Origin of the sequence: Burkholderia sp. S171, assembly GCF_009766085.1 — a bacterium.
Classification (GTDB): Bacteria; Pseudomonadota; Gammaproteobacteria; order Burkholderiales; family Burkholderiaceae; genus Caballeronia.
In genome coordinates, this window is record NZ_LMUF01000007.1 from 157,599 (window position 1) to 183,706 (window position 26,108).

Here is a 26,108-nt window from a genome sequence, read left to right on the forward strand (position 1 = left end):
AAGTGCATGTGTTCACACAACCAGAAATGCCGGCGCCGCAGCTGGTATTTGATTTTAGGTGGGATGACCTGTTTATTCTAAACCTCTTGAAATTCTGATTCAATCTATAAAATTTCAGGATTAAAAATCTTGAAATAATTAAGCCGAATCATGCTCCGACCAAAACAATAAATCCCTTGACGCCTTCTCCGTGTGCGCCAACAATCACCCCCACAGCATCTCAAAAACAGGATGCTAATCGCACAGCCTCTGGTATTTCATAATCATGACGGAAACCGAAACTCCCCTTCGAAAGACGGAAGAGCTCCGTAGCTTCCTCTTTCTGACCATCATCATGGTTCCTGTATTGACCATCATGTTTGTTGCCATTTATGGCTTCAGCGTGTGGTTCTATCAAATGCTGATCGGCGGTCCGCCTCACTGAATAACGCGCGGATTAATTCGTTTCATGTAATTGAAAGCGACAGGAGTCGATTTATGTCTGCACGCCTGAAAAATGCATTCGTTGAACTCGTTTCAATTCCCGAGGCACATATTGCGGGAATTGTCGTGCATGCAAGTCAATCGAATCTTGAAAATATCAAGCAGGCTATTTCACTTCTGCCGGGGTCCGAGATCCACGTGACCAGTCCTGAAGGGAAAATAATCGTGACCCTGGAGGCGCGCCGCTCCGTTGACATCGTCGATCAACTGAATGCCATCCATGCGCTTCCGGGTGTGTATTCGGCTTCGCTTGTTTATCAGCATCACGAGGATATTGAAGCGCTCGACCAGGAGATTCGTGATGAGCCTGACGCGTCGAAGCTTTATTAAACAGACCGCGGCGGCTACCGCCGCATCAGCGGCCGGCGTCGCGCTGCCGGTGCTCTCCGCTAGTGTGAACAAGGCCGTCGCCGCTGTCGCCGAGGCCGACGTGACCTGGTCGAAGGCGCCATGCCGCTTTTGCGGGACGGGCTGCGGTGTGAGCGTAGGTGTAAAAGCCGGCAGGGTGGTCGCTACCCAAGGCGATCCGCTCGCCGAGGTGAATCGCGGCCTGAATTGCGTAAAAGGTTATTTTCTCTCGAAGATCATGTACGGCGAGGACCGCCTGACCACGCCGCTGCTGCGCATGAAGGACGGCAAGTACGCGAAGGACGGCGAGTTCACCCCGGTCTCGTGGGACCAGGCATTCAGCACGATGGCCGATCAGTTCAAGCGCGTGCTGAAAGCGAAGGGGCCGACAGCGGTCGGCATGTTCGGCTCGGGTCAGTGGACGGTGTTCGAAGGCTACGCGGCGGTGAAACTCATGAAGGCGGGGTTTCGCAGCAACAATCTCGATCCGAACGCGCGGCATTGCATGGCGTCGGCGGTGACCGGTTTCATGCGCACCTTCGGCATGGACGAACCCATGGGCTGCTACGACGACATCGAGCAAGCCGACGCATTCGTGCTGTGGGGATCGAACATGTCGGAGATGCATCCGATCCTCTGGACCCGCGTGACGGACCGCAAGCTGAGCGTCCCGAAGACAACGGTCGCGGTGCTGTCAACGTTCGAACATCGCAGCTTTGATCTTGCCGACTATCGGGTGATCTTCACGCCCCAGTCCGACCTCGCGATCATGAATTACATCGCGAACGTGATCATCAAGACGAATCGCGTGAACAAGGACTTTGTTTCGAAGCACGTGACGTTCAAGGAAGGTAATACGGATATTGGCTATGGCCTGCGTCCCGATCATCCGTTGCAGAAAGCCGCTAAAAATGCAGGCGATCCGAATGGTTCGAAGCCCATGGACTTCGATGCGTTCGCGCGCTTCGTCTCGAAGTACGACGCGGATTACGTGACGAAGTTGTCGGGCGTGCCCAAGGTGAAGCTCGATCAGCTTGCGGAGCTTTACGCCAATCCGAATATCAAGGTGATGTCGTTCTGGACCATGGGTTTCAACCAGCACACGCGCGGCACGTGGGCGAACAACATGATCTACAACCTTCACTTGCTGACGGGCAAGATCACAACGCCAGGCAACAGCCCGTTCTCGCTCACGGGCCAACCGTCGGCATGCGGCACGGCGCGGGAAGTGGGGACGTTCTCGCATCGGCTGCCGGCGGACATGGTGGTGACCAACCCCGAACACAGGGCACACGCGGAGCAGATCTGGCGGCTGCCCGCGGGCACGATTCCGGAGAAACCTGGCTATCACGCGGTGATGCAGAACCGCATGCTGAAGGACGGCAAGCTGAACGCGTATTGGGTCATGTGCAACAACAACGTTCAGGCGGGCGCGAACCTGAACGAAGAGACGCTGCCGGGATATCGGAACCCAGAGAATTTCATTGTGGTGTCGGACGTGTATCCGACCGCAACGGCCGTGTCCGCCGATCTGATCCTGCCCGCGGCGATGTGGGTGGAGAAGGAGGGAGCGTACGGCAATGCCGAGCGCCGGACGCAGTTCTGGCATCAACTGGTGGAAGCGCCCAATGGCGCGCGCTCCGATTTATGGCAACTGATGGAGTTCTCGAAGTACTTCAAGGTCGAGGAAGTCTGGCCGCCGGAGTTGATTTCGAAGAAGCCGGAACTGAGGGGAAAGACGCTATTCGACGTGCTATACCGCAACGGCCAGGTCGATAAATTTCCCAGTAAAGATAGCAATCCGAACTATAAGAACAATGAAGCGAAGGCCTTTGGTTTTTATGTGCAGAAGGGGCTCTTCGAGGAATACGCGAGCTTCGGCCGCGGGCATGGTCACGATCTCGCCCCCTTCGACGCTTATCACGAAGCGCGCGGTTTGCGTTGGCCGGTCGTGGATGGCAAGGAAACGCGTTGGCGTTATAAGGAGGGATCGGATCCTTACGTAAAAGCCGGCACCGGTTACCAGTTCTACGGAAACAAGGACGGCCGCGCAGTGATTTTCGCGTTGCCGTACGAACCGCCGGCGGAGGCGCCCGACAAGGAATTTCCGTTCTGGCTCGCAACGGGACGCGTGCTCGAACACTGGCATTCCGGATCGATGACGCGCCGTGTGCCGGAGTTATATCGAGCATTCCCGAACGCCGTATGTTTCATGCATCCCGACGATGCAAAAGCACTCGGCTTTCGACGCGGAGATGAAGTCAAGGTGATGTCGCGACGCGGTTTTATCCGTACGCGGATCGAGACACGCGGTCGTGACAAACCGCCGCGCGGTCTCGTGTTCGTACCGTGGTTCGACGCGAGCCAGCTGATCAACAAAGTAACGCTCGACGCCACCGACCCGATCTCGCTACAGACCGACTACAAGAAGTGCGCCGTCAAGATTGTCCGAGTCTGAGGAGGCGGCCATGCGAGCGTGGACCGTGGTGGTTGCAGCAAGTCTTTGCGTTTTTTCCCAGGCGGCGTCGACCCAGCCGGTGATTCCTGCCGAACCGTTTCACGACGCCATGCGCGGCACGACGCCGATCGATGAAGAGGCGAAACCGCCGTTGATTGCACCTATCGAAAATAAGGATGTCATCCGTGGCCGCGCCTATGCACAGCAGCCGCCGACGATCCCGCACAAGATCGACGGTTATCAACTCGACAAGAACGCCAACCGCTGCCTCGCGTGCCATGCGAGGAGCCGCGCGGCCGAGAGTGGAGCCGTGCCCATCGGCGTATCGCATTACCTCACCCGAGACAACGTCACGCTCGGAAGCCTCTCGCCACGGCGCTATTTCTGCACGCAGTGTCATGTCCCGCAAGCCGATACGAAGCCGCTTGTCGGCAACACGTTCAAGGATGCGGAAGATGTGCGCGTCGCGCCCGGGCCTCTCGGTTCGTTCGGGCCGAATGCGGCCGGGAAGAAGTAGGAGTGTGCGATGTTCGACCTGATAAAGCGCTACTGGCAGACGATCAACCGTCCAAGCACTTACTACAGCCTGGGCTTCCTGACGCTAGGCGGGTTTATCGCGGGCGTGGTGTTCTGGGGTGCGTTCAACACGGCGCTGGAAGTGACGAGCACTGAGGCGTTCTGCACGAGTTGCCACGAGATGCACGACAACACGTTCGCAGAGCTGAAGAGCACGATTCATTACAGCAACCGTAGCGGCGTGCGTGCGATCTGCTCCAACTGCCATGTGCCGCACAACTGGACGGACAAGATCGCCAGAAAGATGCAGGCGTCGAAAGAGGTGTGGGCGAAGGTGTTCGGCACGGTCAGCACGCGTGAGAAGTTCCAGGAGAAACGGCTCGAACTCGCCGAACACGAATGGCGCCGCATGAAAGCAAACGATTCGCTGGAGTGCCGAAATTGCCACTCGTTCGAGTCGATGGATTTCACGCGCCAGAGTCCGCGGGCGCAGAACGCGCATCAGCGTTTTCTCGGCACGGGCGAGAAAACGTGTATCGATTGTCACAAGGGTATTGCACACGAATTGCCGGACATGACTCAGGCAATGCGAGATCAACAGCTGCGCGAAGCGCGTTCACATTGAGAGGTCTACGATGAAGCAGAACACGTTTATCCCGTCGGAATTCTCTTCGGCACGATCGGCAAATGCACTTTTGTCTGTCGACAAACTAGCCTTCGACCGTGGGGGGCAAAGGCTCTTTAGCGACGTCGGGTTCGACGTTGACGCCGGCCAGGTGCTGCAGATCCACGGCCCGAACGGCAGCGGCAAGACCACGCTGCTGCGCGTGCTCGCGGGTCTGTTGCAACCGAGCGCGGGCACGGTGCGATGGCGCGGCAGGGATGCGCAGGCACGTCCGGAAGTGTGGCGGCAGTCACTAGCCTATCTTGGGCATCTGAACGGCATCAGCGACGATCTGACCGCTGCCGAGAATTTGACCTTCAGCTCGGTGCTAGGCGAGGTAGCCGAAGAGCGGATAGAGGTCGAGGAGAAAGCGCTGGAGAGCGTGGGACTTGACCGCTACCGGCACGCGATTGTGCGCGGCTTGTCCGCGGGACAAAAGCGCCGGCTCGCTATTTCGCGGCTGTTGCTCGAACACAAGCCGCTGTGGTTGCTCGACGAACCGGCGGCAGCGCTGGACGAAGAGTCGTCCGGCGTGCTCGAACGCTGCATTGCGGGACACCTGGAGCGGGGCGGCATCGTATTGATGACTACGCATAAGCTCATCACCACCGCGCCCTCGGCCACCCGCAATCTCTACTTCGAACCGTGCGGCCGATGTTCCGACTGACGGTGCGTATCGTGCAGCGCGAACTGGCCCTGACGTGGCGGCGACGCACCGCCGCCCTCGGCTGCCTGCTGTTCTTCGTCATCGCGGGGAGCTTGTTTCCGCTCGCGGTCGGAGCGGACCCTGTGCTGTTGCAAGCTATCGCGCCCGGCGTGTTGTGGGTGACCGCGCTGTTCGCCGCGATGCTCTCGCTGGGGCGTTTATTCGGCCCCGATTTCGCCGATGGCGCGCTTGACCAGATGCTGCTTTCGCCACGTTCGCTGCTGACGATAGTCACAGCGAAGATCGGCGCGCACTGGCTAACGAGCGGCTTCGCGCTCGTGTTGCTTGCGCCAGTTCTCGCACTTCAATACGGTTTGCCCTTCGATAGCGTCTGCCGTCTCACCGCAGCGTTGTTGCTCGGAACGCCCGTGCTGAGCCTCATCGGTTCGATGGGCGCGGCGTTGACGCTCGGCGTGCGGGGCGGCGGCATGCTGCTCGCGGTATTGGTGCTTCCACTCGAAACGCCGGTGCTGATCTTCGGTACCAACGCGGCCGATCCATCACGCGCCGGCGCATGGTCAACGGCCAACTTTTCGCTGCTCGGCGCAAGCCTGCTGGCTGCGCTCGCGCTGTGCCCGGTCGCAACCGTCGCGGCGTTACGGATTTCGGCTGAATGAGTGGGCGCAATGAGTCGGCACAATGAGTGGGCCAATGAGGACACATCGATCATGAATTCGTCTATCGCGCTGACCGGCTGGTTGCGATACGCATCGCCGAGACCCTTTCACCGGCTGGCGGGGAGGATGATTCCCGGCTTCGCTATTGCAGCGTTATTGCTCGTGATGCCGGGCATCCAGATCGCGTTGTTCATCGCGCCCACGGATGCTGTGCAGGGCGACGTTTATCGGATCATGTTCGTCCATGTGCCGGCGGCGTGGATGTCGATGCTGCTCTATGTCGTGATGGCCGTTTACGCAGCGCTCGGCTTGATACTCAACGCACGCCTGTCCGCGATGATGGCCCGCGCAATCGCCCCGACCGGTGCGCTTTTCACGGCCCTCGCGCTTGTGACGGGCGCGCTCTGGGGCCGTCCGACGTGGGGGGCTTGGTGGGTCTGGGACGCCCGGCTCACGTCTGAACTGATTCTGCTGTTCTTGTACTTGGGCTTCATGTCGCTGCATGGCGCCATCGACGACACCCGCCGTGCCGATCGTGCCTGTGCCGTGCTCGCGCTCGCCGGGGTGGTCAACGTGCCCATCATCTATTTCTCGGTGCAGTGGTGGTACACGCTGCATCAGGGTGCATCGCTTTCGTTCGGCAGTGGTGTATCGATGGACAGCTCGATGCTCGCCGGCCTCGTCGTAATGACGATGGCATTCTGGTGTTACGCGATTGCCATTGTGCTCGTACGGGTGCGGCGGATTATCGATGAACGAGAGGCGGCGTGATGAACATGATGAACAGCTTGACCGGCCGCGGTGGCGATCTCTGGTACCTGTGGGTCGCGTTTGACATCACGTTCCTTGTGCTTGCCATCGAGATTGCAATAACCGTCGGTTCGAACAGGCGGCAGCGCAGGCGCGGGCATGTTGTCCAGCCGCGCACGCGCGGCAGCACGTTGACGGAGAAACCGTGAAAGGGCGCACGCGGCGCGCGTGCGGTGTCGCCGCCGGGCTTGTGGCGCTCGGCGGCGCGGCCGCGCTCGTGTTGAATGCGTTCAACGCCAACGTGATGTTCTTCGTCACGCCCTCGCAGCTAGTCTCGGGCAGCATGAAACACGTGGCACGACTGCGCGTAGGCGGCCTGGTGGAGCGCGGTTCGGTCGAACGCGATGCCAGCGGCTTGACCGTGCGTTTCATGATCACCGATACCGCTCACGAGATTCCAGTGCTTTACCGCGGCGCGCTGCCTGATCTGTTTCGCGAAGGCAAAAGCGTGGTTGCGCAGGGCAGGTTGTTGCCGGACGGAGTGTTCCTCGCGGATCAGGTGCTGGCCAAACACGACGAGAAATACATGCCACCGGACGCCTCTGAAGCGATCAAACGTGCGCGCTCAATGCGAGTTTCGGACAACGTACTTGTTTCTGCCGGGCGGCAGCAATGATCCCCGAACTCGGCCAGTTCGCGTTGATTGTCGCGATGCTGCTCGCCATTGCAACGGGCGTGCTGCCGCTGGTCGGCGCGGCTCGCGGAATCACCGGCTGGACGCGAAGCGCGTGGGCGCTCGCGCGTGCCCAATGCGCATTCGTCACGATGGCCTTCGCTTGCCTGGCGGTTTCGTTTGTAGACAACGATTTCTCGGTGTCGTATGTCGCATCGAATTCCAATTCGATGCTGCCGCTCATCTACCGCTTCGCGGCGGTCTGGGGCGGCCATGAAGGTTCGTTGTTGCTCTGGACCTTGCTGCTCACGTGGTGGATGGCGGCGGTATCGGTATTCAGCAAGCAGCTTCCCCTTCCCATGGTCGCGCGCGTGCTCGGCGTGATGAGCTGGATCAACGTGGGCTTCCTGGCGTTCATGCTGTGGACTTCCAACCCGTTCACACGCCTCCTGCCACCGGCAATGGATGGCCGCGATCTCAATCCGTTGCTGCAAGACCCGGGCATGGTCTCCCATCCCCCCATTCTTTATATGGGGTACGTCGGCTTTGCGGTGGCGTTTTCGTTTGCTATCGCGGCGTTGTTGTCGGGCGAACTTAATGCCGCCTGGGCGCGCTGGTCGCGCCCGTGGACCACAGCGGCGTGGACCTTCCTCACGCTAGGCATCATGCTCGGCAGCGGCTGGGCATACTACGAACTCGGATGGGGCGGCTGGTGGTTCTGGGACCCCGTGGAGAACGCCTCGTTCATGCCGTGGCTCGTCGGTACGGCGCTAATGCACTCGCTCGCCGTCACCGATAAACGCGGCAGTTTCCGCGCGTGGACCGTGTTGCTTGCCATCTGCGCGTTTTCGCTGAGCCTGCTCGGCACGTTCCTTGTGCGTTCGGGCGTCATTACGTCGGTGCACGCATTCGCCTCGGATCCTACGCGCGGCATTTTCATCCTGATGTTTCTCTCAATAGTGACCGGCGGCGCGTTGATATTGTTCGCATGGCGAGCGCCAAAGATCGGACTGGGTCCGGGGTTCGCCGCGATATCGCGTGAATCGTTGCTGTTATCGAACAACGTCTTGCTGATGGTCGCGGCCGCTTCGGTATTCCTCGGCACGTTGTATCCGCTCGTACTCGATGTGCTCGGGCTCGGAAAAATTTCCGTCGGTGCGCCGTATTTCGACACAGTGTTCGTGCCGTTGATGACGCCCGCTGTATTCCTCATGGGCATTGGACCAATCGCGAGGTGGAAGTCCGCACGCCTGCCCGATATTGCCGTGCGTTTGTGCTGGGCATTGGTGGTCAGCATAGCGTCGGCGATTGCGTTGCCGTGGCTCGCGGGCGGATGGAAACCGATGGTCGCGCTCGGCATGCTGCTGGCCGTGTGGTGCGCGACGACCATGCTCACTGCGCTGGCCGGACGTATCGCGGAGCAGCAGGGAGCATGGATCTTGCGATTCTTTCATGTGCCGCGCGGGTTCTACGGCATGCTGCTCGCGCACTTCGGCATCGGCATTTTTATCGCCGGGGTGACACTGGTCAAAGGCTATGAAACGGCCGGCGATGCGCGGCTTGATATCGCGCAATCGATCGAGTCCGGCGGCTACACCTTTCGCTTCGATGGCACAAAGCCGGTCGACGGTCCGAACTATCGCGCACTGCGGGCGAACATAGTGGTGAGTCGCGAAGGGCGCGTGATCGCGGTAATGCATCCGGAGAAACGTTTCTTCGTCGTGCAGAAAACGACAATGACCGAAGCCGCCGTCGACCGCGGCGTGTTCCGCGATCTCTACGTCGCACTCGGCGATGCAGCCGATAACAGCAACACCGCGTGGACCGTGCGTGTGCAGATCAAGCCATTCGTCGACTGGATCTGGGCCGGGTGTTTGTTGATGGCGTTCGGCGGTGTGTTGGCGGCAAGCGATCGGCGGTATCGGCTGGCCATGCGTGAGCGTCGGCAGGCTGCGTCGGGTGCGCCGCATGTGCGTATTCGAACTCAGGCGGCTATCGCGGCGGCGAACGTAGCCAACGTAGCCAACGTAGCCAACATCAAGGAGACGAAATCATGAAACGCTTCCTGCTCCCGCTGGTTCTCTTCGCAGGCTTGAGTGTCGTGCTCGCTGCGTCGCTATCGAACGATCCGGGACGCTTGCCGTCGACGTTCATCGGCAAGCAAGCGCCCACGTTCGACCTGCCGCGTCTCGATGCCACCGACCGGAAATTGTCTCCTGAAGCGTTGCGCGGCCAGGTATGGGTGATGAACGTTTGGGCTTCGTGGTGCGAGTCGTGCCGCGATGAACATTCAGCACTCGTGGCGCTCGCGGCTAAGAATATCGTGCCGATCTACGGGCTCGATTACAAGGATGAACCGGACGCCGCGCGACAGTGGCTCAAGCAGGCGGGCAACCCGTATATTGCATCGATGATGGACCGATCGGGGCAGACGGCTATCGACTATGGAGTGTATGGCGTGCCTGAAACGTTTGTCGTCGACCGTCGTGGTGTGATCCGCTTCAAACGCTCAGGACCACTGACGCAAGCCGCACTCGACACGCAAATCTTGCCGCTCGTGCGAAGTCTTCAAGGCGAGAGCAGTGATGAATAGGATCGTGGTCGGGTTGTGTTGCGTGTTCGTGGTGAGTGTGGCAAGTGCAGTCGCAAATTCCGGTGTCGTGATGATTGCCGAAGCCGACGTCAGCGCTCAGGGAGCCACTACCTTTCCCGCTGACGTTGCCACACAGGGTCAAAGCAACGCGCGAACGCAAGCTGCTGCCGGCACGAGCGCCGGAATCGCCGTGATGGCGAGCGCCACCCCGGCGCTCGCCGCCCGCATCCGCGGCCTTGAATCGAATTTTCGCTGTCTTGTCTGCCAGAACGAAACCATCGCGGATTCCACGGCCGATCTCGCCGCCGATCTACGTTTGATCATCCATGAGCAAGTCCAGCAGGGTGCAACCGATGCGCAGATTCGCGACTACATGGTGACGCGTTACGGAGATTTCGTTCTTTACGATCCGCCGTTCAAAACGCTGACGTGGGTCCTTTGGCTCGGTCCGTTCGTGCTCCTCGCGCTTGGCCTCGGAGTGTTCGCAGGCATCGTTCTGCAACGCCGGAAGATGAGGCCGCCACCGCTCACCGACCTGGAGCAGTAACGCGCCAGACGTCTGCTGGGCAACCCATGATTACCTTCTGGATCATCGCAGCCGTGATGTTGATCGCTGCCGTCCTGTGCGCAGTCGTGCCGCTCATGCAGCGGGAAAGTGCAGCCGATGCACCGAAGGTTAGCGCGTTGAGCGTGTCGCTGTATCAGTGGGAATTGGCCGATGCCGACGCGGATCTGCGCACAGGCGCGTTATCGCCCGACCAATATGCAAGCGTGCGCGGCGATATAGAACAGCGCGTGCTGGACGATACCGCCGCTTCGCCCTCGCTTGCACGCAGGTCCACGCCGCGTACGGCTACGCGCGCCGCAACGTGTGCCGTGCTGATTGCGCTGTTCCCGAGCGCTGCGTGCCTGCTGTATCTGAAGCTCGGCGAACCGGCCGCGCTTAAACTGAACAACCCGCTGGACGACTCGCTGGGTGTTTCGCACGACATGTCGTCGATGTCGGTGGAGATGATGGTTTCCCGTCTCGCATTTCGTCTGCGCGATCATGCGCCAGATCCTCGCGATGCCGCCGCCTGGGCCACGCTCGCGCGCTCGTACACTGTGCTCGAACGGCCGACGGACGCAGTCACGGCTTACACGAAGGCGGTCTCGCTCGATCCGGGCGACGCAGCGCTGCGGGCCGATTTCGCCGATGCAATCGCCAGCGCGGATGACGGCCGGCTCGCCGGGCGAGCCTCAGAGGAGATCGCGGCAGCGCTCGCTATCGATTCCGCTGATCCGAAAGCGCTGGCGTTGGCGGCATCGGCGGCGTTTGACGCGCGGGATTATGCCCATGCGATCGGGTATTGGCGAAGGTTGCTCGCGACGCTCAAGGCGGATTCGCTCGATGCGATGAAGGTGCAAAAGAATATCGATGCGGCTGTGGGCTTGAGCGCGGTGACCGTGGATATTCGATTGGCCGATGGCGCGAACGTCGCGTCCGATGCAGCGGTCATCGTGACGGCTCGCATGAGCGACGCACCGGCTTCGACGAATCCGGCGAGCGCGCCCAACACGTTGCTCGCCGAGCGTCGGCTGTCTGCAGGTGAACTTCCCACTACGATTGTTCTTGATGACTCGCTTGCCATCAATGCAACCGACACGCTCTCGGCGCACCAGCAAGTTGTGGTGGCAGCGCGGATTGTTTCGGTATCGGGCACGAACGACTTGACCGGACGAGGCGACGCCAAGGGATTGGAGAATCGCCACGCCAGCGTGGTAATCGCGGCACCCTCGCCATAGGCGCTTCATATCAACCGCCAACGTCCTCAGCGGTCCGATTTTCGACCCGCTGCAAAAACTTGTTAAGCTCGGCATTCGATCACTTCATTCGATCACTTAATGCCCGGCATGTTCGAGTTCGAAGAGCTATTGCTCATTGCCTATAAGAAGGAGCGCGCGACGAGCCGGCGCTTATCGAAGCTCACTTCGCTCTCCGCTCACGCCGCGTTGGCGCAGACGCTGGAAAAATCCGCCGGCACGCAGACGCTCGCGGAACTCGTGAGCGATCGGCGCCGGGAAAGGGCCGCGACGGAGCTGGCGCGACACTATCGTGAAGAAGAACGCGCCGCGGCTCGCGCGGCCAGAAAAGTGCGGCCTGCTGTCCGCGATTCCGTGGCCTGGCACGCCTGGTTCGACGGCTCGGCGCATCCAAATCCGGGCAAGATCGGCATTGGCGGCCTGCTGGAGGGCCCAAACGGCGATGTGGTGAAAATCAGCGCGCGGGCCGGTCATGGCGACAGTTGCGAGGCAGAATATCTCGCGCTGATCGCCGTGCTCGAAGCCGCGGTGTCACGAAAGCCCGCGCCGGCCAAGTTGGTGATTCATGGCGACAGTCAGGTCGTCATTGAAGACGTGCTGCGTGATGAAGCCAGCAGTGCGCCTGCGCTAAGCACCTACGCGGCGCAGGCGCGCGGTCTGATCGCGCAACTCGCCGATGTCCGCCTTCAGTGGATTCCCCGCGCCCGCAATGCCGCTGCCGATGCGCTTTCGCAGCACGCAGTTCGCAGTGACACTCATGCGGACTCTCTGCTAGACGCTCACGACAGTTCGCGTACGTCCACCACGGGCGTGTCGCCGAACGTATCGCTCAACGCGTAGTCGAGCACTTTTTGCGCAGCGTCGGCCGGGGTGGAAAGCTGGCCGCTGCGCTTGAGCTCTTCGAACTTCTCCCGCAACGGGAATTGCTCCAAACCCGTGCCGCGAATCTCGGCTTGCATGTCGGTATCGACCACACCCGGTGCAACGCTGCATATTTTCAACGCCCGGTTGTTATCCAGCGCGACCGCGCGCGCGTGATGATCGAGGGCTGCCTTCGTCGCGCAATAGATGCTCCAGCCGGGATACGCGTTGCGCGCCGCGCCGCTCGAGATATGCACGATACGTCGATCAGACGCTGACGAGCTTGCTGCTGCCACTGCCGCCGATAACATCAACGGCGCGGCAACATTCAGGCTCACGGATCGCCCGATCGCGTTCACGTCCTGTCCTTCAATTGCTCCCACCGGCTGCAACATGCCGGCATTGTTGATCAGCAGGACGGTATGTGCGCCATCGACAAACCGGGCTAGCGTTTCAGTTCCAAGCCATTCACCGAGCACGGCGGGATTCGCGAGATCGAGTTCGACTTCCTGCAGGAGGGGCGAAGCGGGCACGTTGCTGCGTGTGCGCGATACCCCAAGCACTGCTATGCCGCGCGACAGCATGAGGCTGGTCAGCGCCGCACCGAGACCGCGTGTGTGACCGGTGAGAATCGCCTTGATAGTGTTCATGTCGATGCAACCTGAGGGTGGATTGAAGACACAAAGTTACCACGAGTTTAAAAAAGTCACCGAACCGGTAATCTACCGTCTGAATAGATCGTTATCCGAAATGATTGAAGGTATACAAAAACGCATTCAATCTGAAGAAGAATTAACGGCAATCAACCAATAACATCGCAAACTCCTCCCGCGTGGCATCCAAATTTCATCCGTCGCCTTAGTCTCGAAAAACTGAACGCTGTATGTGCAAGCCTTTGCCACACATTTCCAAAGGGTGCTGGGATAATCGCGACTTCCAATGTATCGGACTCCTGTATTAATGAACCGATTGCGTTTTTTCCACATCGCCCGTCGGGCGTGTGGGTCGCGAACGGTTCGAAGGCAGGGGGTGCCGTCCAACCCTATCGAGATTTACCCATGACTCCACATCCGTCCGGCGCGTCTCAGACGCGCTCGTTCACGACTGTTTTCCTGATCGAGATGTGGGAGCGTTTCGGTTATTACGGCATGGCTGCGTTACTCGTGCTGTTCATGATCGACAAGCTCGGTTTCGCCGATTCCCACGCGAACCTCACGTGGGGCGCGTTCACCGCGCTCGTGTTCTCGGCGCCGGCAATAGGCGGCTGGATCGGCGACAAGGTGCTGGGCGCGCGGCGCACGATGATCTTCGGCGCGTGCGTTTTGGCATCGGGTTATCTGATGCTTTCTATTCCGTTCGATTCATTGGGGTACCTGTACGCCGCGCTTGGTGTGATCGTGGTCGGCAACGGTCTCTTCAAGGCGAACGCGGCGAATCTCGTGCGACGTATTTACGAAGGCGATGACGCGCGCCTCGACAGCGCGTTCACCATCTACTACATGTCAGTCAATATCGGCTCGACCATTTCGATGCTCGCAACGCCCTGGATCAAGGATCACTGGGGTTGGCACGCCGCCTTCGCCGTGTGTTTTGCCGGCATGGTGCTGGGCTTGATCAACTTCATGGTGATGCGGCGAACAGTGGGGAACATCGGCTCCGCTCCTGACGACGAGCCCATGAAGTGGGGCCGCTTTGCAGCGGTCGCGGTGGGCGGCGTGGCCTTGGGTCTCGCGACAGTATTCGTGCTGCAAAACGAACACGTGGCAGCGATCTGCGTGTACGCAGCAGGTCTTGCCGTTCTCGTGATCTTCGGCTGGATGCTGTTGAAATGCGATCGAAGCGAACGCGCTGGTTTGCTCGCTGCGTTGATCCTCACGCTGCAGGTCATCCTGTTCTTTATCTTTTATCAGCAGATGTCCACATCGCTGACCTTGTTCGCGCTGCGCAACGTGGACGCGTCGTTCACGCTCTTCAACGTGACCTTGTTCTCATGGAGCGCCGCGCAGTTCCAGGCGTTGAATCCGCTCTGGATCATGCGGCTGAGTCCGTTCCTCGCGATCGCTTATACGCGGCTCGCGAATAGCGGCCACGATATCCCCATCGCCGCAAAGTACGCGCTTGGGTTCATGGTGGTCGCGCTGGGCTTTTTCGTGTTCGCGTTCAGCGGCCGTTATGCCGTCAATGGCCGTGTGTCGTCGTGGTTCATGGTTGGCGGCTACGGGCTCTATTCGCTTGGCGAACTGCTGGTGTCCGGGCTGGGCCTCGCGATGATCGCCCACTACGTGCCTGCACGCATGAGCGGTTTCATGATGGGCGCGTATTACGTCGCGACGGGTGTGTCGCAGTATCTGGGCAGCGTGGTCGCCAACTTTGCACGCATGCCGTCCAACGACTTGAGTTCGCTGCAGTCGCTGCCGCTTTATACGAAGCTCTTTTTCGGACTCGGTTGGCTCGCCGCGGGTGGTGCCGCGGTGGCAATCATTCTGTTGCCGCTGTTGAGCCGGTTGTCGCGAGAACATCGGCGTTGCGTGGAGGCGGTACGTCGCGGGGCTGACCCGTACCCTCGGCCGAAGCCGGCATCGCTGCAATAAATTCAACGTATTCGCATTCGATATCAATATTCTTCGATTCGGTTTGACCTGTCATACCCTTAGCGCTATAATCTTTTTCGCGGGGTGGAGCAGTCTGGCAGCTCGTCGGGCTCATAACCCGAAGGTCGTAGGTTCAAATCCTACCCCCGCAACCAGAGATTCAACGCATAAAGCCCGGTCTATCCGGGCTTTATGCGTTTACGGTCGTGCTTGGTTGGAAAATGCTTCGATGAGTGATCATCAAGCGCAGAAGGGAACCCATGAATGCACGCAGGGAAGTGCAAAAAGCCTACACGATATGAAACGTGCAGGCTGTCGAATTCTCGATGCGCGGGCAAGGTCGATACAGTGCTCAACGCCCTGAGACTGGTTCGCAGCTCAATGACAGTTCAACGGAAGTAGCGCAGGGAAGCATGGAGCGCGTTTTATGATTCGCGCGATCTATTCATGCGGACGAGTCGTCATGATTGATTCAGCCACTGCGCTTTAAACGGTGCTCAATGCGGCTGCCGCCTGAGCTTCGCCCGGGTTCGCCTCGATGGGCGAAGTGCTTCATGATTGATTCGTGGGTCGAGCCACAAATTGGCCGCCGGGCTAGGGCGCCTCGGCCGGTAACTGAGGTCCGGCACTGATCCGGCCTAATACCCCGGGACTTATCGGTATCGAATAAGCTCCCGGCTACTCGGCGCTTCGATCGAACGTGATTCGACCTGCAAGCCGCCGGTCAGACGTGCAACAACATCAATAGAATTTCTTCGGCAACTGTGCGCGACGGATCTGCTTGCGCAGGCGAGCAACAGCAGCAGCTTTCTTGCGCTTGCGCTCGGTGGTCGGCTTTTCATAAGCCATACGCGACTTCAGTTCCTGAATCAGGCCGGTACGTTCGACGGTGCGGCGGAAACGGCGCATGGCGACGTCGAAAGGCTCGTTCTCTTTCAACAATACTTTAGTCATTGAGATCTCAGTTGGTCTGGCCCTGCCAGAAAATTGGGCAAAACGCAATTGTACACTTTTCGGGGCCTTCATTACAGGCCGCTGAACAATCGGACGCGCTTCGCCGCTCGGGATTGTCATCGTATGTCTTTGATAAAAGACAACAATCCCGGATTACCCGGGGGCGGGCTTGAGGGCGTCGGCGATTCGCGCGCGCTCGTGCCGAGCCCGATTTAAAGCGCTCAGAAGCCCCGGCCGCGACCTCGTTTTGTGTCGCCGGTGTCGGCGGAATTTGGAATTTCCAGAAAATCCACTTGATCGATAAGCAGGTCGGACGTGGGCAGCGCCACGCACGGCAGGATCCAGCCAGTGGCTTTTTCGTCCGCACTCAGACCCGGCCAGTCGATCCGATACTGCACGGTGCCATCGAGCAGACGACACAGGCACGCGCGGCACGTACCGTTGCGGCACGAACTCGACAGGCGTAGTCCAGCGAGCGCGGCCGCTTCGAGGATCGTGGTCTGCCCGGTCGACGCAAAGCTCCGCCGGGAGGGAAGCAGCGTGATCGCAAAAGAGTGCGGGTCGTCGGCGGTGCTCATGATGGTCAGTGCGATTTGGTAATGACCGCGCGACCGTGGGTCAGGTCGCGGATAACGTCGGCGGCCTGGTCACGCACGGCAAGCGGCATCTGGATCGACAGGCGGACGGTCATGCCGTAGCCGGGTTCATCGAGGGCATGGCCTTCCTGCTCGACCCAGCGCCGCACGCGCGCTTCATCGGCGTAATCCACTTCCACTTGCAGCAGGCCGAGCGCGACGCGTTCTATGCGTTCGGCCAGTTGCATCGTGGTGGCAATGGCGTCCGTGTACGCACGGACCAGGCCTCCAGCACCGAGCTTGATGCCGCCGTAGTAGCGCACGACGGCGGCCAGTACGCCATCCACTTCATGATGCCGCAGCACTTCGAGTATTGGTCGGCCGGCTGTGCCGGAAGGCTCGCCATCGTCGGACATGCCGGATTCACCGCCCGCCAGCAGCGCCCAGCAGACGTGCGTTGCGCCGGGATGCAAGGCGCGCAGCGTGTCGAGTTCGAGCATCGCGGCTGCGCGGTCGGCGACAGGAATTGCCAGCGCGATAAAACGGCTTTTGCGAATGTCGATTTCGGCACTGACGGCGGCAGCGAGGGTGTAAGTGGGCAACTAAAGCTCAAGGGGTAAGAGAGGCGACGAGCGGGTCGCAACGTAATTCAATTCAACGTAATGCAATGCAATGGTATGGGGAAAGCGCTGCCGCTGCGAACTATCCGGCGATGAACCCCGTGCTCGGACCGCTGCGGCTTATGCTGCGTCTCATTTCTGCGCAATCAACGCCTTGTCTTCGCCGAGGGAGCGTTGCATCAGCACCGTGTCCACCCATTGGCCGTGTTTGTAGCCCACCTTGCGCAACACGCCGACATGCTCGAATCCAAGGCGCGCATGCAATGCGATCGACCCGGCGTTGCTACTGTTACCGATCACCGCGATAAGTTCGCGCCACGGCCCGGCATCGCAACGTTCGATCAGCGCCGTTAACAGCGCGAGACCGAGGCCACGCCCGCCGAAACCATCGGCGATATAAACCGAATCTTCAATCGTGTGCCTGTACGCCGACCTGGGCCGATACGCCGTCGCATACGTATAACCCACCACCACGCCGTCCATTTCAGCCACCAGATAGGGCAGGCCCGCGCCGGTGATCGATGCGTGCCGGGCGCGCATTTCGTCGACACCCGGTGGCGTTTCCTCGAAGGTCGCCAGGGCATGCAGCACGTAGTGGGCGTAAATGCGGGTGATCGTATCGAAATCGGCGGCGTTCGCGTCGCGGATTGTTAGAGCGTTGGCTTGGTGCAATGTCATCGAGTGCCTCCGTGGTTCGGGTGTTGATCGTCTTAATCGGGTTGATCGTGTCAATCGGCCAGTGAGAAAGGTCATCAACCGGAGGTTTGATTTTCTCACGACTAACGGACTCATCCGCCAATTGCCAGACGTCTGGGCACGCGCGCCGGAAAAGCATCGAGCCGGCGTGCGCCAGCCCACCAAAGCGGGCATTTCGTGAGCAGCGAAGCATTGAAGCCCGACGTACCCGGCCGCTACACTGGGCTGTTTGCAGGGACGATGCAAGGAACAAGGATACAAACAGGGATACGATTGTCAGCCAAGTGGACACGACTTACGGCGCGAACAACCGGACCATAAACAACGACGCTAACAGCGCGAGCGACCCACGTTGACCCAATCGCGCACGACACAGATGTCATCAGGTGCCTCATTAAAAACGATTATGCAGCGCGCATCCGGCGCAAAGGCGTCGCTTCATGAAAAGCGCACGATGAACACGTTCAAACGCAGCGGGCGCGTCGCGTTCCTGGCTGGCATCGTGCTGATCGTGGCGTTGCTGCCGGGGGTGTTGTGCGTCCTGTTTGCGCCCGGCGTGGACGAGCGCGTCGCTGCAGCCCGGGAAGCCGCGGCGCTAGAAAGCTATGTTGTGCGCATGGTCGATACCGGCGCGATACGTTTGATTGCCAACACGTCGGTGGCCGCGCCTTCCAGGCTGTTTGCCCAGTTTCCGGTACCTGCATTCGCCGCGACGGCGATGCCTTCGATCCCCAGCACGGCCCACCGCGCTTACGAGTCAGCGCGTGCATCAAACGCATCAAACGCAGCGAACACATCGGACGCGACGTTCGCTGAACGCCTGCGCGCGCTGCCCTGGACCTGGCTGCTTGCAGGCGTCGCGGGCGGCCTGACGCTCTCTGCGTGGCTCGGCCTCTTGATGGTGCGCCGTCTCTCGCCGGTCGGGCAGCTTAGCGACGCCGTGCGCCGGCATCAGTTCATCGTGGCGTACCAGCCGATCGTCGATCTCACGACGCGGCGATGTATTGGCGCTGAAGCGCTGGTGCGCTGGAAGCACCAGGATCGCATCGTGCGTCCCGATCATTTCATTCCGCTCGCGGAACATCGTGGCTTGATCCAGGCCATCACGGACCAGGTATTCGATACGGTCCTGCTCGAACTCGGCGAGTTCTTGCAGCGCTACAGCGAGCTCTACGTGTCGATCAACCTGAGCGCGCCGGACCTGACCTCGCGGCGGTTCCTGGAGCGCCTGACGCCCGCGCTCGCGGCGGCGAACATCTCTCCACGGCAGATCCGGATCGAGGCGACCGAGCGCTGTTTTCTCGATGCCGACGCCGCTAAGGAAGTGATCCAGGCATTCCGCGATGCCGGGCATCCGGTGTATATCGACGACTTCGGGACGGGTTATTCGAGCCTCTCGCATCTGCAGAATTTTCAGGTGGATGCGCTGAAGATCGACAAGTCTTTCGTCGATACCGTCGATCAAGATTCGGCGTCCAGCAGCGTGGCGTCGCACATTATCGACATGGCGCTGACGCTGCATGTGCAGGTGGTCGCCGAGGGGATCGAGCGCGAGGAACAGGCGTGTTACCTGCGCACGCGCGGCGCTCAATTCGGGCAAGGCTGGCTCTTTTCCGCGCCGCTGACCGCGCCGGATTTTATTCGCTATGTAGGGCGCGGTCTGGTGACGGTGTAGGCTTGGCTCATTTTCCACTTCGGGGCAATGACCATGACCGTCATCAGGATGACCGACCCGGTCGCGACCACGTTTCTCAAGGACGTGCGCCATCCGCTGCTGGCGCTGCACCGTAGCATCCTCGACGAACTGCGCACCCGCCACGAAGCCGAATTCGGCGCGGTGTCGCCGGGCGAGTTCCTGCAGATCGTGATCAACGGCAGCGCTTACAAATGGCTTGGTCCGCTCTCCACGCTGATTGCGGCGCTTGACGACGTACTCGACGATACCGACGCCACGCCCGACGGCCGTATCGACATGGCGCACGCGGTAACGGCCATGTTCGGCGCGAAGGATCGCAACGCCGCATTCGATACCCAATACCTGCCAATGCTGCAAACCAGCCCCGAAATCGCGATGGCCAATGGCCGCGTGGCACAGCAAGTGCGGGCAGCGGCGCCGCCGCCTGCCCCGGACGCAAAGGAGTGACCAGGGATCAATGACCGCCGGCCGCCGGGCGAGGGCGTTTGTCCCTATGCCTGCCCGCTGGCGGCTTTCGGTAGAATCCGCAGCCATGATCAACCTAGGGCGGGTTTCTTGGACCCGTCAGACCCACCTTCCGGGGAGAATGCGTTGGAATCATCCGCACAAAATGCTGCATCGGCTGCCGCGCAAAACGCAGCGGTCAAACTCGTCGCCCGCGATATCCACAAGCGTTTTGGCGAGAACGAGGTGCTCAAGGGCGTGTCGCTCGCTGCCAACGCCGGCGATGTGATCAGCATCATCGGCTCGAGCGGCTCGGGCAAAAGTACCTTCCTGCGCTGCATCAACTTCCTCGAGCGGCCGAACGCGGGCGAGATTATCGTCGACGGCGAGCCGGTGCGCACGAAAGCCGATCGCATGGGCAATCTCGAAGTCGCGGACCACAAGCAGTTGCAGCGCGTGCGCACGAAGCTGGCGATGGTGTTCCAGCATTTCAACTTGTGGGCGCATATGACGTCGATTGAAAACGTCATGGAAGCGCCGATGCACGTGCTGGGGTTATCGAAGAAGGAAGCGAGCGAACGGGCGCGCGAATGCCTGGAGAAGGTCGGGCTGGCGCCGAAGGTCGAGAAGCAATATCCGTCGCATTTGTCGGGCGGGCAGCAGCAGCGGGTGGCTATTGCTCGCGCGCTTGCCATGCATCCTGATGTGATGCTCTTCGACGAACCCACCTCCGCGCTTGATCCCGAACTGGTGGGCGAAGTGCTGAAAGTGATGCAGAAACTGGCTGAAGAAGGACGCACGATGATCGTTGTGACGCATGAGATGGGCTTTGCGCGCAATGTATCGAATCATGTGATGTTTCTGCACCAGGGCCGCACGGAAGAAGAGGGCGCGCCGGGTGAAGTGCTGAGCACGCCCAGGAGCGAGCGGCTGCAGCAATTTTTGTCGGGCAGTCTTAAGTAAGGCTGGGCTTTTCGGCGCGGGCTCCGGCATGGCTGCGGGAGCCTGGCGGGGCGATCAGCGTGATCGCTCCGCGTTCAATGCGCCGTGGCGCCTCAGACGCCTATGTCTTTCGGCTGACTTACACACGTCAATCCTCTCGAATACCATGAAACCTTGTCGCGTTCCCGCAAGACGCGACGCCCGCGCACGCCTACCATCTGATAACGATGCGTAAGCTGGAACATAAGCTGGAATACCCGAACAAGCAAAGGAGCGGTTCATGACGGATCTCAATGTAACGCGCGGTACGTTCGACGAAGTAATGGTGCCTCTATTCTCCCCGGCGAATTTCGTGCCGGATCGCGGACTGGGTTCGCGCGTATGGGACACGGAAGGCCGCGACTATGTCGATTTTGCTGGCGGTATCGCGGTGACGGCGCTGGGCCATGCGCATCCCGAACTGTTGAAAGTGCTCCACGATCAAGGCCAGAAGCTCTGGCATATCGGTAATGGCTACACCAACGAACCGGTGCTGCGGCTTGCGACTCGCCTCACCAACCTGACCTTCGCTGACCGTGCGTTCTTCGCCAACTCCGGCGCGGAAGCGAACGAAGCCGCGCTGAAACTCGCGCGCCGTTACGCGATCGACACCACCGGTCCGCAGAAAGTCGAAATCATCTCGTTCACGCAGTCGTTCCACGGCCGGACGCTGTTCACCGTCAGCGTGGGCGGCCAGCCGAAATACGCCGAAGGCTTCGGCCCGACGCCGCAAGGCATCACGCATCTGCCCTATAACGATTTGGCTGCTGCCCGTGCAGCAATCGGCCCGCAAACCTGCGCGGTGATCGTCGAGCCGGTGCAAGGCGAAGGCGGCGTGCTGCCCGCCGATCCCGCGTTCCTCCAGGGTCTGCGCGATGCTTGCGACCAGCACGGCGCACTGCTGATTTTTGACGAGGTACAAACGGGCGTGGGCCGTACTGGCACGTTCTACGCATACATGGGATACGGCGTCACGCCGGACATCCTGACGACCGCGAAAGCGCTCGGCAACGGCTTCCCGATCGGCGCGATGCTGACCACGGACAAGATCGCCGCGCATTTCAAAGTGGGCGTGCACGGTACGACGTACGGTGGCAATCCGCTGGGCGCGGCTATCGCGGAGAAGGTGGTTGAACTGATCAGCGACCCTGCCGTGCTCGAAGGCGTGCAGCAACGCAGCGCTGCGATCAAGGCGCATCTGAAGCGCATTGATGAGCGTTTCTCCGTGTTCAAGGAGATCCGTGGCAAGGGCCTCTTGATCGGCGCCGAACTCGCCGATGCCTACAAGGACCGCGCGAAGGACGTGCTCACCGCTGCCGCGAAACACGGCGTGATCATGCTGATCGCCGGGCCGAACGTGCTGCGTTTCGCGCCGTCGCTGATCATGCCCATGGCCGACCTCGACGAGGGCTTCGCGCGCATCGAAAAGGCTATCGCCGACGTGGCGCAATGAACGTGCGGACTTCGGTCCATCCTCTCAACCAATGGAACCGCCGATGTTAATCGTCCGCCCCGCAAGACTCGCCGATCTCGACGCGCTCGAACGGATGGCGAATGCCGCGCATCCGGTGCTGCATTCGTTGCCGCGCGACCGGCGTGTACTGGAAACGCGCGTTGCGCTTTCCGAAGATTCGTTTCGTGCGGAAGTCGAGTTTCCGGGCGAGGAGTTTTATCTCTTCGTGCTTGAAGAGACCACGACTGGCGCGTTGCTCGGCACGTCGAGCATCGTGGCATCGGCGGGATATTCGGAGCCGTTCTATGCGTTCCGCAATGACGCGCTGATCCACGCATCGCGCGAACTCAAGGTGAACCGCAAGATCCACGCGCTCACCATGTCGCATGAACTCACCGGCAAGAGCCGCCTGACAGGTTTCTACATTGAGCCATCGGTGCGCGAAGCCACGCACGATGCCGCCGCGCATCTGCTTTCGCGCGCTCGCATGATGTACGTGGCCGCGAACCGCAAGCGTTTCTCCGACGACGTCTTCTCGCTGATGCTCGGCGTTACCGATGAAGCCGGCGTATCGCCGTTCTGGGAAGCGGTGGGGCGGAAATTTTTCGGTCGCGATTTCGAGCAGGTCGAACTGGAATCGGGCGGCCGCAGCCGGACGTTTATCGCAGAAGTTATGCCGAGTTATCCGCTCTACGTGCCGCTGTTGCCGCCTGAAGCGCAACGCGTGTTGGGCGAGCCGGATGACGGCGCGTTGCTCGCGTATGACATCCATCTTGAGGAAGGATTCGAGCCGGATCGTTTTGTCGATATCTTCGATGCCGGCCCGGTCCTGACCGTTGCGGTGGAACGCAGCGCGTCCGTACTGGCGAACGAAGTTCGCGCCGTGCGAACGGCTCAGGATGACACGGGCACGTCAGGGACGCCGTACCTGATCGCAGCCGGTGGCGCGCACGCGTTTCGTTGCGCTGTAGTCAATCTGCCGTCCTCGCGTTCGACCGGTGCGCCGCTGTCTGCGGAACTGTGCAAGGTTTTAAGCGTGAAAGATTCCGATACGGTGCGTTGTGTGCCGCTTCATCAGGCTTCGGGAGAATTGCAATGATTGTTGTCCGCTGCGTGCAGCCTGGAGATGTCGACGCGCTCGTCGCGCTCGCGCACGAGACCGGACCGGGACTCACCACCTTCAAGCCGGATCGCGATGCGCTGACGGCGCGCGTTGAACGTGCACGACGCACGCTCGCCGACGAAGCGGACGCCTTCGAAGCAGGGTATTTGTTCGCGATGGAAGACACTGCTACAGGCGATATTGCGGGGGTGTGCGGTATTGAAACGGAAGTCGGGCTGGAGCAACCGTTTTATAACTATCGTGTGTCGACGGTCGTTCATGCCAGCCGCGATCTGGGCGTGTGGACCAAGATGTCGCTGCTCAACATTTCGCACGATCTCACCGGTTACGCCGAAGTCTGTTCGCTTTTCTTAAGTCCGCGATATCGCACGGCAGGCGTGGGCGGTTTGCTGTCGCGCTCGCGCTTCATGTTTATGGCGCAATTCCTCGAGCGTTTCCCTGAACGCCTGTGCGCTGAATTGCGTGGCCACTTCGATGAAACCGGCGCGTCGCCATTCTGGCAGGCAGTGGGATCGCACTTCTATCAGATCGATTTCAACGCCGCCGACTATCTCAGCTCACACGGCAAGAAGTCGTTCCTCGCCGAGTTGATGCCGCGGTATCCGGTCTATCTCGCAATGCTTCCCGACGATGCGCAAGCGGCGGTTGGGTTGACGCATCGCGACACCCTGCCCGCGCGGAAGATGCTCGAAACGGAAGGGCTGCGCTATGAAAATCACGTCGATATCTTCGACGCCGGTCCCGTCCTCGAATGCCACGTCGCGGATTTGCGCACGGTGCGCGAGAGCGTGCTGGTGACGGTGCGCATTGGTGAGCGTGCAGAGCACGGCGAGGCTCGCAGCCTGGTATCGAATACATCGCTTGAGGACTTCCGCTGCGGCGCGACGTTCGGCGTGCCCGAGGACGGCACTTTCCTGCTGACACCGGAGGAAGCCGCCGCGCTGCGCGTGCAAGCCGGCGATACGGTGCGTGTACTGGCATCGCAACCGCGCCTGAAGAACGCAAGTTAAGGACAAGGAACATGACGAAGTTTTCGACTCAATTGTTTATCGATGGCGCGTGGAGCGAGGGTACGGGTGCACCGTTCGCATCACGTAACCCGGGCAATGGCGACGTGGTGTGGGAAGGCGCGAGCGCAGCGGCTCAAGACGTCGAGCGTGCCGTGCTTTCAGCACGACGCGCGTTCGCTTCGTGGTCCGCGTTGACGCTGGACGAACGCATTGCGATCACGCGGCGGTTCGCGGCGCTGCTGACCGAGCACAAGGAAACGCTGGCTCACACCATCGGTCTCGAGACCGGCAAGCCGCTGTGGGAAGCGCGGACCGAAGTCGCGACCATGGCCGCTAAAGTCGATATCTCCGTCAAGTCGTACCACGACCGCACCGGCGAGAAGCGCCAGGAAATGGCCGATGGCATCGCGGTATTGCGGCATCGCCCGCATGGCGTTGTTGCCGTGTTTGGACCGTATAACTTCCCCGGACATTTGCCGAACGGGCATATTGTCCCTGCGCTGATCGCGGGGAATACGGTTGTGTTCAAACCATCGGAATTCGCGCCCGGCGTGGCTGCGCTGACGGTGGATTTGTGGGCGCAGGCCGGCTTGCCTGCCGGCGTGCTGAATCTTGTGCAGGGCGAGAAGGACACCGGCATTGCGCTGGCGAATCATCGGCAGATCGATGGCTTGTTCTTCACTGGCAGCTCGGATACCGGCACGTTGCTGCATCGGCAATTCGGCGGACGTCCGGAGATCGTGCTCGCGCTGGAAATGGGCGGCAACAATCCGCTGGTCGTGGCTGAGGTCGAAGACATCGATGCCGCCGTGCATCACACGATCCAGTCGGCGTATTTGTCGGCAGGGCAGCGCTGCACGTGCGCGCGTCGGTTGTTCGTTCCAGACAACGCATTCGGCGAGCGCTTTACCCAGCGATTGATCGACGTAACATCGAAGATTAAAACGGGCGCTTTCGATGCTGATCCGCAACCGTTCATGGGCGCGGTGATCTCGGCACGCGCAGCCGCGAAGCTCGTGCAGGCGCAGACGCAGTTGATCGAAGCGGGCGGCAAGCCTTTGCTTGAAATGACGCAACGGTCTGCGCAACTTGGCTTCGTCACCCCGGCGATAATCGACGTCACGAATGCGCGCAACATCCCCGACGAAGAGCACTTCGGCCCAATGCTGCAACTCACGCGCTACAGCAACTTCGATCATGCAATAGAGCGTGCCAACGACACCGCGTTCGGTTTATCCGCGGGTTTGCTGGCCGACGATGAAACCGCGTGGACCCATTTTCAGCGCACGATTCGCGCCGGCATTGTGAACTGGAACCGGCCGACTAACGGCGCGTCGTCAGCCGCGCCGTTCGGTGGTATCGGACGTTCGGGCAATCAGCGTCCGAGCGCGTTTTACGCAGCGGATTACTGCTCGTATCCTATGGCATCGGTCGAAAGCACCCAGTTGCAAATGCCCGCGAGCGTCTCGCCCGGCCTTCAGTTCTGAGGAACC

Annotated in this window: 28 protein-coding genes and 1 tRNA gene; 24 read left to right on the forward strand and 5 right to left on the reverse strand. The window is 60.5% G+C overall.

The window, feature by feature from the left end:
- Positions 1-265: 265 nt before the first annotated feature.
- The 15 genes from GSQ93_RS03685 to GSQ93_RS03755 all read left to right on the forward strand — a co-directional run bounded on the left by GSQ93_RS03685 (position 266) and on the right by GSQ93_RS03755 (position 12,451).
- Entirely contained in the window at positions 266-424 is a 159-nt protein-coding gene (locus tag GSQ93_RS03685) for a periplasmic nitrate reductase, NapE protein (protein WP_158934280.1), read from the forward strand.
- Positions 425-477: 53 nt separating this feature from the next.
- Positions 478-813 carry a chaperone NapD gene (locus GSQ93_RS03690; protein ID WP_158934281.1) on the forward strand — a complete coding sequence of 112 codons (336 nt, stop codon included), beginning with the start codon at positions 478-480 and terminating at the stop codon, positions 811-813.
- Entirely contained in the window at positions 785-3,289 is a 2,505-nt protein-coding gene (gene napA, locus GSQ93_RS03695; RefSeq protein ID WP_158934282.1) for a periplasmic nitrate reductase subunit alpha, read from the forward strand. Before GSQ93_RS03690 ends, napA begins: the two co-directional genes overlap by 29 nt.
- Before the next feature lie 10 nt (positions 3,290-3,299).
- Positions 3,300-3,806, forward strand: coding sequence for a nitrate reductase cytochrome c-type subunit (locus GSQ93_RS03700; RefSeq protein ID WP_158934283.1), 507 nt, complete (start codon positions 3,300-3,302; stop codon positions 3,804-3,806).
- A 9-nt stretch (positions 3,807-3,815) separates the two neighbouring features.
- Positions 3,816-4,430: a NapC/NirT family cytochrome c gene (locus tag GSQ93_RS03705; RefSeq protein WP_158934284.1), complete on the forward strand. Its 615-nt coding sequence runs from the start codon at positions 3,816-3,818 to the stop codon at positions 4,428-4,430.
- A gap of 10 nt (positions 4,431-4,440) precedes the next feature.
- The gene (gene ccmA / locus GSQ93_RS03710) at positions 4,441-5,136 is read left to right on the forward strand and encodes a cytochrome c biogenesis heme-transporting ATPase CcmA (protein ID WP_158934285.1); all 696 of its coding nucleotides are present in this window, start codon (positions 4,441-4,443) and stop codon (positions 5,134-5,136) included.
- Entirely contained in the window at positions 5,124-5,792 is a 669-nt protein-coding gene (ccmB, locus tag GSQ93_RS03715) for a heme exporter protein CcmB (protein ID WP_158934286.1), read from the forward strand. Before ccmA ends, ccmB begins: the two co-directional genes overlap by 13 nt.
- Positions 5,793-5,843: 51 nt before the next feature.
- On the forward strand, positions 5,844-6,563 hold the full coding sequence (gene ccmC / locus GSQ93_RS03720; RefSeq protein WP_158934604.1) for a heme ABC transporter permease CcmC: 720 nt from the start codon (positions 5,844-5,846) through the stop codon (positions 6,561-6,563).
- Positions 6,563-6,751 (forward strand): heme exporter protein CcmD, encoded by a 189-nt coding sequence (gene ccmD / locus GSQ93_RS03725; RefSeq protein WP_158934287.1) that lies wholly within the window; start codon positions 6,563-6,565, stop codon positions 6,749-6,751. Before ccmC ends, ccmD begins: the two co-directional genes overlap by 1 nt.
- Positions 6,748-7,218 (forward strand): cytochrome c maturation protein CcmE, encoded by a 471-nt coding sequence (ccmE, locus tag GSQ93_RS03730; protein ID WP_158934288.1) that lies wholly within the window; start codon positions 6,748-6,750, stop codon positions 7,216-7,218. Before ccmD ends, ccmE begins: the two co-directional genes overlap by 4 nt.
- Entirely contained in the window at positions 7,215-9,272 is a 2,058-nt protein-coding gene (locus GSQ93_RS03735; protein ID WP_158934289.1) for a heme lyase CcmF/NrfE family subunit, read from the forward strand. The genes ccmE and GSQ93_RS03735 overlap by 4 nt, the downstream gene beginning before the upstream one ends.
- Entirely contained in the window at positions 9,269-9,808 is a 540-nt protein-coding gene (locus GSQ93_RS03740) for a DsbE family thiol:disulfide interchange protein (protein WP_158934290.1), read from the forward strand. Before GSQ93_RS03735 ends, GSQ93_RS03740 begins: the two co-directional genes overlap by 4 nt.
- Positions 9,801-10,355, forward strand: coding sequence for a cytochrome c-type biogenesis protein CcmH (locus tag GSQ93_RS03745; RefSeq protein WP_367889731.1), 555 nt, complete (start codon positions 9,801-9,803; stop codon positions 10,353-10,355). Before GSQ93_RS03740 ends, GSQ93_RS03745 begins: the two co-directional genes overlap by 8 nt.
- A 26-nt stretch (positions 10,356-10,381) precedes the next feature.
- Complete coding sequence (gene ccmI, locus GSQ93_RS03750; protein ID WP_158934291.1) at positions 10,382-11,593, forward strand: c-type cytochrome biogenesis protein CcmI; 1,212 nt, start codon at positions 10,382-10,384, stop codon at positions 11,591-11,593.
- Between the two features lie 99 nt (positions 11,594-11,692).
- Positions 11,693-12,451: a ribonuclease HI family protein gene (locus GSQ93_RS03755; RefSeq protein WP_367889732.1), complete on the forward strand. Its 759-nt coding sequence runs from the start codon at positions 11,693-11,695 to the stop codon at positions 12,449-12,451.
- Here the strand turns inward: GSQ93_RS03755 and GSQ93_RS03760 are convergent.
- On the reverse strand, positions 12,391-13,122 hold the full coding sequence (locus GSQ93_RS03760; RefSeq protein WP_158934292.1) for an SDR family oxidoreductase: 732 nt from the start codon (positions 13,120-13,122) through the stop codon (positions 12,391-12,393). The genes GSQ93_RS03755 and GSQ93_RS03760 overlap by 61 nt on opposite strands.
- A gap of 408 nt (positions 13,123-13,530) precedes the next feature.
- Here GSQ93_RS03760 and GSQ93_RS03765 point away from each other — a divergent pair, with 408 nt between their 5' ends.
- Both GSQ93_RS03765 and GSQ93_RS03770 read left to right on the forward strand, forming a co-directional pair.
- Entirely contained in the window at positions 13,531-15,063 is a 1,533-nt protein-coding gene (locus GSQ93_RS03765; RefSeq protein WP_158934293.1) for a peptide MFS transporter, read from the forward strand.
- A 78-nt stretch (positions 15,064-15,141) separates the two neighbouring features.
- Positions 15,142-15,218: transfer RNA gene (locus GSQ93_RS03770), tRNA-Met, on the forward strand.
- Positions 15,219-15,804: 586 nt separating this feature from the next.
- Here the strand turns inward: GSQ93_RS03770 and rpsU are convergent.
- From rpsU to GSQ93_RS03790, 4 genes are all read right to left on the reverse strand, one after another.
- Entirely contained in the window at positions 15,805-16,017 is a 213-nt protein-coding gene (gene rpsU, locus GSQ93_RS03775; protein ID WP_006999077.1) for a 30S ribosomal protein S21, read from the reverse strand.
- A gap of 221 nt (positions 16,018-16,238) precedes the next feature.
- Positions 16,239-16,595 carry a 2Fe-2S iron-sulfur cluster-binding protein gene (locus GSQ93_RS03780; protein ID WP_158934294.1) on the reverse strand — a complete coding sequence of 119 codons (357 nt, stop codon included), beginning with the start codon at positions 16,593-16,595 and terminating at the stop codon, positions 16,239-16,241.
- A gap of 5 nt (positions 16,596-16,600) precedes the next feature.
- On the reverse strand, positions 16,601-17,194 hold the full coding sequence (locus GSQ93_RS03785) for a YigZ family protein (RefSeq protein ID WP_158934295.1): 594 nt from the start codon (positions 17,192-17,194) through the stop codon (positions 16,601-16,603).
- Positions 17,195-17,344: 150 nt separating this feature from the next.
- A complete protein-coding gene (locus tag GSQ93_RS03790) occupies positions 17,345-17,890 on the reverse strand; it encodes a GNAT family N-acetyltransferase (RefSeq protein ID WP_158934296.1) in 546 nt (181 codons plus the stop codon).
- A 472-nt stretch (positions 17,891-18,362) separates the two neighbouring features.
- Between GSQ93_RS03790 and GSQ93_RS03795 the strand changes: the two genes are divergently transcribed.
- The 7 genes from GSQ93_RS03795 (at position 18,363) to astD (ending at position 26,102) form a co-directional block, all read left to right on the forward strand.
- Positions 18,363-19,583 carry an EAL domain-containing protein gene (locus GSQ93_RS03795; RefSeq protein ID WP_254073734.1) on the forward strand — a complete coding sequence of 407 codons (1,221 nt, stop codon included), beginning with the start codon at positions 18,363-18,365 and terminating at the stop codon, positions 19,581-19,583.
- Between the two features lie 33 nt (positions 19,584-19,616).
- Positions 19,617-20,051, forward strand: coding sequence for a hypothetical protein (locus tag GSQ93_RS03800; protein ID WP_254073735.1), 435 nt, complete (start codon positions 19,617-19,619; stop codon positions 20,049-20,051).
- Between the two features lie 144 nt (positions 20,052-20,195).
- Entirely contained in the window at positions 20,196-21,011 is an 816-nt protein-coding gene (locus tag GSQ93_RS03805) for an ABC transporter ATP-binding protein (protein ID WP_158934298.1), read from the forward strand.
- Between the two features lie 259 nt (positions 21,012-21,270).
- Positions 21,271-22,482 (forward strand): aspartate aminotransferase family protein, encoded by a 1,212-nt coding sequence (locus tag GSQ93_RS03810; RefSeq protein WP_158934299.1) that lies wholly within the window; start codon positions 21,271-21,273, stop codon positions 22,480-22,482.
- A gap of 43 nt (positions 22,483-22,525) precedes the next feature.
- Positions 22,526-23,581 carry an arginine/ornithine succinyltransferase subunit alpha gene (gene aruF / locus GSQ93_RS03815; RefSeq protein WP_158934300.1) on the forward strand — a complete coding sequence of 352 codons (1,056 nt, stop codon included), beginning with the start codon at positions 22,526-22,528 and terminating at the stop codon, positions 23,579-23,581.
- A complete protein-coding gene (gene astA / locus GSQ93_RS03820; protein ID WP_158934301.1) occupies positions 23,578-24,615 on the forward strand; it encodes an arginine N-succinyltransferase in 1,038 nt (345 codons plus the stop codon). Before aruF ends, astA begins: the two co-directional genes overlap by 4 nt.
- Positions 24,616-24,626: 11 nt before the next feature.
- Positions 24,627-26,102, forward strand: a complete 1,476-nt coding sequence (gene astD, locus GSQ93_RS03825) for a succinylglutamate-semialdehyde dehydrogenase (RefSeq protein ID WP_158934302.1) — start codon at positions 24,627-24,629, stop codon at positions 26,100-26,102.
- Positions 26,103-26,108: the final 6 nt, after the last annotated feature.

Excerpts from the sequence above, each read along its gene's own strand:
- GSQ93_RS03685 (WP_158934280.1), top strand. The coding sequence starts at position 266 with ATGACGGAAACCGAAACTCCCCTTCGAAAGACGGAAGAGCTCCGTAGC.
- GSQ93_RS03690 (WP_158934281.1), top strand. The coding sequence starts at position 478 with ATGTCTGCACGCCTGAAAAATGCATTCGTTGAACTCGTTTCAATTCCC.
- napA (WP_158934282.1), top strand. The coding sequence starts at position 785 with ATGAGCCTGACGCGTCGAAGCTTTATTAAACAGACCGCGGCGGCTACC.
- GSQ93_RS03700 (WP_158934283.1), top strand. The coding sequence starts at position 3,300 with ATGCGAGCGTGGACCGTGGTGGTTGCAGCAAGTCTTTGCGTTTTTTCC.
- GSQ93_RS03705 (WP_158934284.1), top strand. The coding sequence starts at position 3,816 with ATGTTCGACCTGATAAAGCGCTACTGGCAGACGATCAACCGTCCAAGC.
- ccmA (WP_158934285.1), top strand. The coding sequence starts at position 4,441 with ATGAAGCAGAACACGTTTATCCCGTCGGAATTCTCTTCGGCACGATCG.
- ccmB (WP_158934286.1), top strand. The coding sequence starts at position 5,124 with ATGTTCCGACTGACGGTGCGTATCGTGCAGCGCGAACTGGCCCTGACG.
- ccmC (WP_158934604.1), top strand. The coding sequence starts at position 5,844 with ATGAATTCGTCTATCGCGCTGACCGGCTGGTTGCGATACGCATCGCCG.
- ccmD (WP_158934287.1), top strand. The coding sequence starts at position 6,563 with ATGAACATGATGAACAGCTTGACCGGCCGCGGTGGCGATCTCTGGTAC.
- GSQ93_RS03735 (WP_158934289.1), top strand. The coding sequence starts at position 7,215 with ATGATCCCCGAACTCGGCCAGTTCGCGTTGATTGTCGCGATGCTGCTC.
- GSQ93_RS03740 (WP_158934290.1), top strand. The coding sequence starts at position 9,269 with ATGAAACGCTTCCTGCTCCCGCTGGTTCTCTTCGCAGGCTTGAGTGTC.
- GSQ93_RS03745 (WP_367889731.1), top strand. The coding sequence starts at position 9,801 with ATGAATAGGATCGTGGTCGGGTTGTGTTGCGTGTTCGTGGTGAGTGTG.
- ccmI (WP_158934291.1), top strand. The coding sequence starts at position 10,382 with ATGATTACCTTCTGGATCATCGCAGCCGTGATGTTGATCGCTGCCGTC.
- GSQ93_RS03755 (WP_367889732.1), top strand. The coding sequence starts at position 11,693 with ATGCCCGGCATGTTCGAGTTCGAAGAGCTATTGCTCATTGCCTATAAG.
- GSQ93_RS03760 (WP_158934292.1), bottom strand. The coding sequence starts at position 13,122 with ATGAACACTATCAAGGCGATTCTCACCGGTCACACACGCGGTCTCGGT.
- GSQ93_RS03765 (WP_158934293.1), top strand. The coding sequence starts at position 13,531 with ATGACTCCACATCCGTCCGGCGCGTCTCAGACGCGCTCGTTCACGACT.
- rpsU (WP_006999077.1), bottom strand. The coding sequence starts at position 16,017 with ATGACTAAAGTATTGTTGAAAGAGAACGAGCCTTTCGACGTCGCCATG.
- GSQ93_RS03780 (WP_158934294.1), bottom strand. The coding sequence starts at position 16,595 with ATGAGCACCGCCGACGACCCGCACTCTTTTGCGATCACGCTGCTTCCC.
- GSQ93_RS03790 (WP_158934296.1), bottom strand. The coding sequence starts at position 17,890 with ATGACATTGCACCAAGCCAACGCTCTAACAATCCGCGACGCGAACGCC.
- GSQ93_RS03795 (WP_254073734.1), top strand. The coding sequence starts at position 18,363 with ATGAACACGTTCAAACGCAGCGGGCGCGTCGCGTTCCTGGCTGGCATC.
- GSQ93_RS03800 (WP_254073735.1), top strand. The coding sequence starts at position 19,617 with ATGACCGTCATCAGGATGACCGACCCGGTCGCGACCACGTTTCTCAAG.
- GSQ93_RS03810 (WP_158934299.1), top strand. The coding sequence starts at position 21,271 with ATGACGGATCTCAATGTAACGCGCGGTACGTTCGACGAAGTAATGGTG.
- aruF (WP_158934300.1), top strand. The coding sequence starts at position 22,526 with ATGTTAATCGTCCGCCCCGCAAGACTCGCCGATCTCGACGCGCTCGAA.
- astA (WP_158934301.1), top strand. The coding sequence starts at position 23,578 with ATGATTGTTGTCCGCTGCGTGCAGCCTGGAGATGTCGACGCGCTCGTC.
- astD (WP_158934302.1), top strand. The coding sequence starts at position 24,627 with ATGACGAAGTTTTCGACTCAATTGTTTATCGATGGCGCGTGGAGCGAG.